Below are 2,987 nucleotides of genomic sequence, written 5' to 3'. Positions count from 1 at the left end.
GAAAACCCCGACGTACAGGCTTCTATTCGCCTGTTCACAGCTTGGCTGGAGGGCCAAATCGCGCAGCGGGAGCTTCCGGGTATAGTGGTGGGCGTTGTCAAAGGCGACGAGTTAATTTGGTCCAAGGGCTTCGGTTACGCCGACCTCTCGACCAAACGTCCAATGACCGAGGCCACCCGATTCAGGATGGCGTCCCACAGTAAGCTGTTCACGGCAACTGCGATCATGCAACTTCGCGAACAAGGCCTGCTCCGCCTTGACGACCCTGTGTCGGATTACCTGCCTTGGTTCGAATTTAACGCCGCCACTGAAGATGATCCTGCGGTAACTATTGAACACCTGCTAACGCATAGCTCAGGACTGCCTCGAGAGGCCGGGCCCCATTGGTCAGATTATGAATTTCCTACCAAAGAAGAGCTGCAGGCGCTGCTTCCCCAACGGCAAGCGGCTTTCTCCCCTGAAGTGCGCTGGAAGTATTCCAACTTGGCCTACACGCTCGCAGGCATGATTGTAGAAACCGTTAGTGGGCAGCCCTGGGCCGATTACTTACAGGATAATATTTTTGATCCCCTGGCGATGTCGGCGAGCAGTGTGGACGCTGCAGACCCGCAACTGGCGACGGGCTATGGCAGGCGAATTCCGAATCAAGAGCGTGAGGTTATGCCCTTTGTTGATGCGCGCTCAATGGCATCCGCGACCGGTCTGACATCAACCGTTGAGGACATGGCGGCTTTTGTATCCGCCCAGTTTCGTGAAGGCCCCCGCGGTGAGAATCGCATTCTCAGTACAGCCTCGCTGCGAGAAATGCATCGCGTGCGCATGCTGGAGAGTGACTGGACGCGGGGCCAGGGTATTGGCTTTTCGGTGATGCGAGTGGGCGACAAACTGCACGTCGGCCATGGCGGTGGCTACCCGGGCTACACCACGCATACGCGGATACAGTTAGACGAGGAAATTGGCGCGATTGTTCTCACTAACACGCTGGACTCATACCCCTCTCAACTCTCTGCACAACTTATGGACACCGTGGGTACGGCAGTAGCAACAGCAACGAAAACCAACAGCGAAAAACGTTGGGATCCGGCGTGGGCACGCTTTGCCGGGATCTATCGCAGCCCCTGGGGCGACTACCAGATCGTGGAAATGAACGAGGAGTTAGTGCTCATCAACATCACCGCGTCCAAACTTAGAGTCCAGTCCACTCTGGAGCCCGTCACGGGCGATATGTTCTTGATTAAAGCCGAGACCGGAGGAGGCCCGGTGGGAGAGATCACACGTTTCGTCGAAGAAAATGGCCGTGTCACGCGGATGATCAATGGGGACTCCTACATGGAGCGAATCGATCCCTAGGGCCTGTAGCGTGTAACCCAGAGGCCTATCTGCCAACCGACGGTGCAAAGTCCGAAGAGTATTCGCAGCCTTGTGGATATCGCTAGATCACGGTGTGCCGTCAATGATCCAGAGAACTACGCTATGCTTTAAGGGTTAACTTTGCACTTTGGAATGCGCCATGCCCCGACTCAGACAAGCAGGCCGCGAGGCCAATAACCCCTACGCCAACCAAATTTTTGACCTGCTGTTTGGTGACAAAGATCCCGTACTCAACCCGGGCACACCCACCGGTACTCCCGGCAATTGGTGGACAGTGTTCAACATTGTGCCCGATGCGTTTAAGCACACGACCGAAGGGTTTCGTTTTTATCGATCGGACAAGCGCTTACTGGATCCTAAGCTGCGCGAACTCGGACAGACCCGGGCAGGCTACGTCGTTGGTTCACAGTTCGTATTTTCCCAGCACTGCAAAGCGGCTCGAGATGTCGGCCTACAAGAAGAGCAGATCACAGCCATTCCCCACTGGGCTGCCGCTAGCTGCTTTAGCGATGTCGAGCGTGCGGTACTTGCTTACACAGATGCCTTAGTGCTGGAACGTGGTCGCGTGGCCGACGGAATTTTCGAGGCGCTAAAGGCCAATCTGTCCGATGAGGAAATTCTTGAGCTGACCTATGTGACTTGCACCTACATGATGCATGCGATTATGAGTCGAGCCCTGCGCCTAGAGTACGATGATGTAGATGAAAGAGTCGTCGAAATCGCGCCCGGCGGGGGACTTAACAGTGACGTGATGAACATGGTGGACAAGTAGCATGGCCTACCACCACCTTGCCCTCGCTGCCCGCGATATGCAGGCTATTCACGCGTTCTACGAGGGCGTCATGGGATTTGAGCTTGTAAAGGTGGAGATCGCACCGCTGCCTGAGAGCGGCTGGGGAAAACATTTTTTTTATCGTATGGACGGCGATGACACACGATTCATCGCATTTTGGGAGCTCCATGATGCACCCCATCAGACTGATCATCAGTTTGACTTAAACGCTGCAGCAAAGCTGCCCCGAGGCACTAACCACATCTCTTTTACTGCGCACTCAAAGGAAGAGCTGCAGCAGTGGCGCGAGAAGTGGAACGATGCTGGGTGCGATGTTTTAGAAATCGACCACAACTGGTGCCACTCGGTGTACACCTTTGATCCCAATGGTAACTTTGTAGAATTCTGCCTGACCACAGGAACATTCGACGAGGCAGATCGAACGCGAGCACTTGCGGCCCTCGAAGAGACCGAGTTTAAGCCAAGCCCACCGCCGGCGATGCGCAAACATTGGCCTGCCAAAGCACAGACGGTTGACCGTTAGTGCGACCCCGCGCCACTGCGTCGCGTAACAGCACACAGGAATTCGGACCTGCCGTTTCTGTGCCCGCTACCACTTAACGCGCCAATCGCTCACCTCGCCTGCTCGATGTACGAGGATTCTCAGCTTTGGCCTACACTTTGGAAACCTAAGACGCTCTATGTGCCATGGGAGTGAGTAGACATGACGAAATCGGTGATTCTCGGCCTGTTCTTACAACTGGGAGCAGTCCATGCCTTCGGCGCATGCCCTGAAGGCTCTGCCGCCCAACAATACCTTCGCGCTATTGAAACAATGAATTGG

3 protein-coding genes are annotated in these 2,987 nt (G+C 55.2%); all 3 read left to right on the top strand.

The features are described from left to right. A partial coding sequence (locus AB8B76_RS11810) for a serine hydrolase domain-containing protein (RefSeq protein ID WP_405272704.1) occupies positions 1-1,350 on the top strand: 1,350 nt, incomplete at its 5' end. 160 nt (positions 1,351-1,510) lie between these two features. Further along, positions 1,511-2,143 (top strand): carboxymuconolactone decarboxylase family protein, encoded by a 633-nt coding sequence (locus AB8B76_RS11805; protein WP_405272702.1) that lies wholly within the window; start codon positions 1,511-1,513, stop codon positions 2,141-2,143. Between the two features lies 1 nt (position 2,144). Continuing rightward, entirely contained in the window at positions 2,145-2,687 is a 543-nt protein-coding gene (locus AB8B76_RS11800) for a VOC family protein (protein WP_405272701.1), read from the top strand. Positions 2,688-2,987: the final 300 nt, after the last annotated feature.

It is taken from the genome of Congregibacter sp. (genome assembly GCF_045107095.1).
Classification (GTDB): domain Bacteria; phylum Pseudomonadota; class Gammaproteobacteria; order Pseudomonadales; family Halieaceae; genus Congregibacter.
This window is presented reverse-complemented; position numbering and strand designations above follow the sequence as displayed.

Bases quoted from the DNA above. Each gene is read 5' to 3' on its own strand.
- AB8B76_RS11805 (WP_405272702.1), top strand. From the start codon at position 1,511: ATGCCCCGACTCAGACAAGCAGGCCGCGAGGCCAATAACCCCTACGCC.
- AB8B76_RS11800 (WP_405272701.1), top strand. From the start codon at position 2,145: ATGGCCTACCACCACCTTGCCCTCGCTGCCCGCGATATGCAGGCTATT.